The organism is Streptomyces africanus (assembly GCF_002150735.1).
GTDB classification, from domain to species: domain Bacteria; phylum Actinomycetota; class Actinomycetes; order Streptomycetales; family Streptomycetaceae; genus Streptomyces; species Streptomyces africanus.
Map to the genome: position 1 here is coordinate 1 of NZ_MUKA01000155.1, position 4,750 is coordinate 4,750.

Genomic DNA, 4,750 nt, shown 5'->3' on the forward strand with positions numbered 1-4,750 from the left:
TGGACTTCGGCCGCCCGGGCCTGCGGGAGACGCTGGACGCGCAGGCCCGGGCGGCCGAAGTCCAGGACGTGATTGTTGGCGAGGACGGTCACGTCGGGCCGGGCCACGGCCAATGCAGGCAGGTTGGCCGGGTGCATCCGGTAGTGGATCTCCTTGTCCGGGGCGAACGTGTCCGCGGACGTCACCGACGTCTCCAGGTTCACGATCCGGGCGTCCGGGGCCGCCTCGTCCAGCACCCGCAGCGCCTCGCCCCACGGCCAGGACGGATCGACGGGCGCGGGCACCGGGCCGTGGGCCGACTGCGCCAGCCGGACGTAGGACCGCGCGTCCTCGACGTACGCCTCCCGCAGTGCCGGATCACCGGGGTGCGCCAGAATCTGGTCGACGCCGCGCCCGAGCATCACGTCACCGCACAGGAACAGCGTCACGACGCCGCCGTCCACCTCTCCACGGTAGGCGCACCCCGGCCTGCGAGGTCACGCGTCGACCGTCACCGCACACGACCACCCGTACGGGCCCGGCCCGATCCGCAACTCGTCCCACGCCACCGCCCTCGGCACCGCCCCGGTGATCTCCACGTCCGCGAGGCCGGTGACCGCCAGCCGTACGTCCAGCCCGCCGTCGGCCTCGTCCGCCTCCACGTCCACCGGCACCTGGCCGTACACCTCCAGCCGGAAGATGATCTCGTCCAGCAGCGTGGCGAGCAGGTCGTCGTCACTGGCCTCGGCCAGCCGCACCCGGTCCACGGCGGTCGGACGCACTCCGGAGACGTCCGCGAAACACTCCACCATCGCCAGGACGGCCTCCGCCAGACAGTGCTCCCGGCACGCCGCCCACGCCTCGATCCGGATGTTCTCCGGATGCGGCACCGCCCGGTGCCCGCACTCGCCCGCCTGACGTCCCTGCCCGTCGTCGCCCCTGTCACCGCCCATGAACATCGACTGCCCGAGGCTGCCCCACCCATGCAGCGACCGGCCCGGCGGCGGATCAGACGGGCTCGTCCGCGAGGTACGGCGGCGCCGGGTCGTACTGGATGTAGCGCCGTACGGCCCGTGCGTGGTCCCGGCCGTGCAGCCGCCCGACCAGCCACAGCGCGCTGTCGATACCGGCCGAGACGCCCTGGCTGGTGACCAGGTTGCCGTCCACGACGTAGCGGACGTCCCGGACGACCGTCACGTCACCGCGGGCCTCCAGGGTGTCCTCCTGGCTCCAGTGCGTGGCCACCCGCCGCCCGCGCGCGGTACCCGCGGCGTGCAGCAGGAAGGTGCCGGTGCACACGCCGTGCACCCACGCGGCCCGCTCCGCCGTCTTCCCGATCCAGTCGGTGACCACCGGGTTGTGCACCTGCACCTCGCGCGCGCCCCGGCCGCCCGGAACGTGCAGCACGTCCAGCGGCGGATGGTCGTCGAGGGTGTGGTCGGGCAGGACGCGCAGGCCCTTGTTGCAGCGCACGGGGCCGGAGTGCTCGGCGACGAGCACGGCCGAGTCGGCGCCGTCGCGGAGCATGGCGGAGACGGTGAAGACCTCCCAGGGCCCCACGAAGTCGAGCTCCTCGGCTTCCTCGAAGACCAGCAGGCCGTATGTCGTCATACGGGTTCCCCATTCTGTGAGAGGTGGTGGGCGCCGGCGGGTTCCGCGGTGGAGCGGAAGCGGGCGCGGTAGTCCGACGGCGCGATGCCGAGCCGGCGGTGGAACGTGCGGCGCAGAGTCTCCGCTGTGGTGAAGCCGTAGCGGCGGGCGATGGCCTCGACCGGTTCGTCACCCTCGGTGAGGGCGCGCTGGGCCGCCTCGACGCGCACCCGCTCGACGTACGCGGCGGGCGGCACGCCCAGTTCGGCGGTGAAGCGGCGCTGGAGGTGCCGTGGGCTCAGCCCGGCGTGCGCGGCGAGACCGGCGATGTCGTGCCGGCCACCCGGGTCGGCGTGGATCGCGGTGACGGCGGCCCGCACCGGGTCCGTCGCCGGCTGCCGCGACCACAACGCCACGCTGAACTGCGACTGGCCGCCCGGCCGGCGCAGGAACAGCACGAGGTGGCGGGCCACCGCGTGCGCCACGTCCCGGCCCAGGTCGTCCTCCACCAGGGCGAGCGCCAGATCCATCCCGGCCGTCACACCGGCCGACGTCCACACCGGCCCGTCCCGGACGAAGATCGGCTCGCAGTCCACCCGCACCTCGGGATGCTCCCGGGCCAACTGCTCCCCGGGCCCAGTGCGTGGTGACCCGGCGCCCGTCCAGCAGACCCGCCGCCGCCAGCAGGAACGCCCCGCTGCACACCGAGGCCACGCGCCGGGCACCGGCCGCCGCGGCGGCGATCCAGGAGACCAGCGCCTCGTCCTGCCGCGCCTGGTCGACACCCCGGCCGCCGACCACCACGAGCGTGTCGATCCCGGCCGGGCCGAGGTCCGCAACGCCGTGCCCGGCATGCACGACCAGCCCGCTGACCGACCTCACCGGTCCCGCCCGGGGCGCCACGACCTCGCAGACGTAGGCGTCGCCCGCACTGTGGAACACCTCGTGCGGACCGGTGAGGTCGAGCGGCTGGAAGCCGTCGAAGACGACGAAGACGATACGGCGGGACGTCATGCCCTCACGCTCCTCCGGCCCCGGGCATGGCGTCAACGACACGCACCCCACGGATCGCGCCATGGCCTTCGGCGAGGCGGGACGGTCGCCGCAGTGTGGGTAGGCGGGCGGCAGGACGAGCGAACGGGGGGAGAGGAGGCCTGTGATGATCTCCCAGACGGTCACCGTGCCCGTCGGCGGCGCGGCCCTCACCGGCGATCTGACCGTGCCGCCGGCCGCCCGCGCGGTCGTCCTGTTCGCGCACGGCAGCGGCAGCTCCCGGCACAGCCCCCGCAACCGCGAGGTCGCCGCCGGCCTGCGCACCGCCGGACTGGGCACCCTGCTGATCGACCTGCTCACCGAGGAGGAGGAACGGCTGGACGTCCGCACCGCCGAACTCCGTTTCGACATCCCCCTGCTGGGCCGCCGGCTCGTGGCCGCCGTCGACTGGCTGGCACAGTCGCCCGGCACCCAGGGCCTGCCCGTCGTCCTGTTCGGCGCCAGCACCGGCGCGGGCGCGGCCCTGGTCGCCGCCGCCGAACGGCCCGACCGGGTGCCCGGGGTCGTCTCGCGCGGCGGGCGGCCCGACCTGGCAGGCGACGCCCTGGACGCCGTCCGGGCGCCGGTGCTGCTGATCGTGGGCGGCCGGGACGGGCACGTGCTGCGGCTCAACGAGGAAGCGGCCCGGCGGCTGCACGTCCCGCACACCCTCCACGTGGTCCCCGGCGCCACGCATCTGTTCGAGGAGCCGGGCGCGCTCGACCAGGTCACCGAGGTGGCCCGGCAGTGGTGCCACGACCAGCTGAGAACCGCGGCGGGCTGACGGCGGCCGGCGTCAGCCGCCCACCGGCAGGTCGATGCGCAACCGGGCGCCCTGCCGCAGCAGTTCCCGCTGCACGAGCCGGTACGGCACACCCCTCGGCCCGTGCCCGTGACGCACGGTCAGCGCGGCGCACACCCCGGCCGCCTGCCCGGTCGCCATCGCGATCGGCATGACCCGGTACGAGGAGTGCGCCACGTGCGTCCCCGAGATGCACCGGCCCGCCACCAGCAGCCGCTCCGTGCCCTGCGGCACGAGACAGCGCAGCGGGATGTCGTAGAAGCTGCCCGCGGGCACCCGCTTCAGGACCGTTCCGGAGCCGCGCGGATTGTGGATGTCGACCGGGTAGGCGCCGTGCGCGACGACGTCCGGGAAGCGGCGGGCGGCCAGGATGTCGTGGCCGGTGAGGTGGTAGTCGCCGATGACCCGCCGGGTCTCCCGGACGCCGATGTGCGTGCCGCTCTGCACCACGTACGACTCCTCGAAACCGGGCACGCGGGTGCGCAGGAAGCGGTCGATCTCCGCGAGCTGGCGCCGGGCGGTGAACTCGGCCCGGGTCAGGTCCCACACGCTGGTGCCCAGCACCCTGTTCACACGGGTGCTGTTGACACTGACCTCACGCGGATGCGGCGTCGCGAAGAACAGGATGTCCTCGCGCGGCAGCCGCAGATCACCGTCCGCCCGGGCCTCCTCGACCAGGTCCCACAGACCGTGCACCCCGCGCCACTGGTCGGGATGCTCCCGCACGTACTCCGAGAAGTCCGGCCGGGCGAAGTCCGCGACCCGGAACATCAGCGTCATCGGCTGCACCAGCCCGTCCTCCGGCCGCCCGATCTCGTACGGCGCCCCGCAGGCCGCCGCGACGTCGCCGTCGCCCGTGCCGTCCACGACCACGTCGGCGTCGATCACCACCGGCCCCGACTTGGTCTCGAACACCACACGCCAGCCGTCGTCGAGGCGCAGCGCCGTGGAGGCGAAGGCGTGGAACAGCATCCGCACGCCCGCCTCGTCCGTCATCTCGAGCAGGACCAGCTTGAAGAGCTCCGGATCGAAGGGGACCGTGTACCCGGTCCTCGGGGAGGGCTTCAGACAGCCGCCGCGCCCCATGAGCCGGTCCAGCAGCCGCCACAGCACCCCCTGCACGACCGGCTCGCCCTCGCCGTGGTCGCTGGGCAGCAGCCGGGCGTCCTCACCGGACTCGCTGAACGTGGCCTGCTTGTGCTCGTTGTGGAACGACATCAGCGGCATGACCAGCGCCGCCGTCGCGTTGCCGCCGAGGAACCCGTAGCGCTCCACCAGGACGACCTCGGCCCCGGCGTCGGCCGCCGCGACCGCCGCGGCGAACCCGGCCGGGCCGCCGCCGACCAC

Annotated in this window: 5 protein-coding genes and 1 pseudogene; 1 reads left to right on the forward strand and 5 read right to left on the reverse strand. The window is 74.1% G+C overall.

Annotated elements, in window-relative coordinates; genetic code table 11:
- The 4 genes and pseudogenes from CCL05_RS20100 to CCL05_RS20115 form a co-directional block, all read right to left on the reverse strand.
- Positions 1–443, reverse strand: a 443-nt coding sequence (locus tag CCL05_RS20100; protein ID WP_143589914.1) for a CapA family protein, incomplete at its 3' end; no start/stop codon positions are given.
- 33 nt (positions 444–476) lie between these two features.
- Complete coding sequence (locus tag CCL05_RS20105; RefSeq protein ID WP_086561885.1) at positions 477–932, reverse strand: archease; 456 nt, start codon at positions 930–932, stop codon at positions 477–479.
- Positions 933–987: 55 nt separating this feature from the next.
- Positions 988–1,590, reverse strand: a complete 603-nt coding sequence (locus CCL05_RS20110) for a DJ-1/PfpI family protein (RefSeq protein ID WP_086561882.1) — start codon at positions 1,588–1,590, stop codon at positions 988–990.
- Positions 1,587–2,583, reverse strand: a pseudogene (locus CCL05_RS20115) (GlxA family transcriptional regulator). The gene CCL05_RS20110 and the pseudogene CCL05_RS20115 overlap by 4 nt, the downstream one beginning before the upstream one ends.
- A gap of 145 nt (positions 2,584–2,728) precedes the next feature.
- Here CCL05_RS20115 and CCL05_RS20120 point away from each other — a divergent pair.
- Complete coding sequence (locus tag CCL05_RS20120) at positions 2,729–3,385, forward strand: dienelactone hydrolase family protein (RefSeq protein ID WP_086561883.1); 657 nt, start codon at positions 2,729–2,731, stop codon at positions 3,383–3,385.
- 12 nt (positions 3,386–3,397) lie between these two features.
- Here the strand turns inward: CCL05_RS20120 and CCL05_RS20125 are convergent.
- The coding region (locus tag CCL05_RS20125) for an FAD-dependent oxidoreductase (RefSeq protein ID WP_086561884.1) at positions 3,398–4,750 on the reverse strand (1,353 nt) is incomplete at its 5' end.